This window comes from Candidatus Magnetobacterium casense (assembly GCF_019173545.1).
Lineage (GTDB): Bacteria > Nitrospirota > Thermodesulfovibrionia > Thermodesulfovibrionales > Magnetobacteriaceae > Magnetobacterium > Magnetobacterium cryptolimnobacter.
The window spans coordinates 1-1,538 of the sequence record NZ_JABXWD010000626.1 but is presented as its reverse complement, the minus strand read 5'-3'; the positions used below and the strand labels follow the sequence as shown (position 1 = coordinate 1,538).

At 49.3% G+C, this 1,538-nt stretch carries 2 protein-coding genes; both read right to left on the bottom strand.

Features of this window, described 5'->3' with window-relative positions:
• Positions 1-120: 120 nt before the first annotated feature.
• Positions 121-495, bottom strand: a complete 375-nt coding sequence (locus HWQ67_RS18220) for a DUF2304 domain-containing protein (protein ID WP_218254117.1) — start codon at positions 493-495, stop codon at positions 121-123.
• Positions 496-497: 2 nt separating this feature from the next.
• Complete coding sequence (locus HWQ67_RS18215) at positions 498-1,211, bottom strand: glycosyltransferase family 2 protein (RefSeq protein WP_218254116.1); 714 nt, start codon at positions 1,209-1,211, stop codon at positions 498-500.
• Positions 1,212-1,538: the final 327 nt, after the last annotated feature.

Genomic DNA, 1,538 nt, shown 5'->3' with positions numbered 1-1,538 from the left:
TGTTTCGCAAGAAGGGGTCAAGGGGACTGGTCCCCTTGCGGGGGGTTCTGAAGGGGGGCGGAGCCGCCCCTTTCTTCCTTGTGCTACCATGAGATATAAAGAAGATACATCTAAAACGCTCTATAATTTATGGGTTTTCTTATTCGATGCCTTTTTAACGGACTTCAATTCGTATTCCAGGAAGGCGGTTTTTTGCGTAAGCTCCTTGAGCCTGCCCTTCATGTCAGAGATAACCACCGAGAAATACAAAAGCGACAGGATCAACAAAACCACCAGGAGCACCAGGACCATAATCGGCGGATAACCGATGCCTAACATCTGTGCCAAGGGGTTTATCAGGATATCCGAAAACGCACCCATGATTATACAAACGGCCACGGCAAACCACAGAATAGACAGCTCCTCTCTGAAACTCTTACGTCTGACAAGTTCAAAGACAAGTCCAAAGATAAATATTCCCAGACAGATAATGAATATCCTTGCCCCTGGTGACACCCTCAATCCCTCCTTATAATTACCATCACAATGGACAGCAACATCCTGATGACGTACATGATCGGTTTTAAGCCGCTGTGCATGGACTTTCCCCTGAGGCGTTCATACATCCGCACGGGGGTCTCAACCACCGTGAACCTGTTCTTGTGCAGGAGCATGATGATATTGGCATCGGGATAGTCCAGCGGGTAGTTGTCCCCTTTTGACAGATACGAAAGGACGCTCTTATCCAGCAGTTGAAAGCCGCTCGTTGGATCGGTAAATCTCTTGCCCGTATACAGCATCGTGATCGCGGAAAATACAACCGTCCCGATGCCTCTGGCCAGACCCCTCTTGTAGGCCCCGTCTATGATACGGCTGCCGATGACCACATTTGCGGCATTTTCCTGCATGGCATCAAAGAGGTTGCAGATGTATTTTGGGTCATGCTGACCATCTGCATCGAGGGTGACAACGTAATCGTACCCCTTGTCTATGGCGAAACGGAACCCCGTCTGAAGTGCCCCGCCATAGCCGAGGTTTATGGTGTGTCTGATGACCTCAACCCCCTTGTCCGTGGCGATTAGTTGGGTTGAGTCCGTGGAACCGTCATCGACGACAAGGATATCGTGGGCAATGGAGGCGGCGCGTATCTTGTCTATAACGGTGGCAATGTTATCCTGCTCGTTGTAGGCAGGAAGCACAACTAAAATCGAAGCATCAGCGCATCTATGCATACACTACACCTCATCTATTACAACAACGCTATCGTCCATGTCAACTATTATAGCACGTTTCGATAGCATGCAGCATAAGACAAAGAAGGAGGGTGGTTGTATTTATTTGTCGCTCCAGGAGGTAAAGTAGTGTGGGCTGGCATAGTCCCCTTGACCCCGTAAGAATGCCATGTATCTTGTATTGTAATAGTTCAGCTATACAATTGAAATGTTGTGTATAATCAACCCAATGTCAACACGACAAGAAGGGGTCAAGGGGGCTGGCCCCCTTGCAGGGGGTTCTGAAGGGGGGCGGAGCCGCCCCTTTCTTTCCTTCTTCTTAGGGGT

What these genes read in the sequence shown, in the direction of transcription:
- HWQ67_RS18215 (WP_218254116.1), bottom strand. Translation starts at nt 1,211, where the DNA reads ATGCATAGATGCGCTGATGCTTCGATTTTAGTTGTGCTTCCTGCCTAC.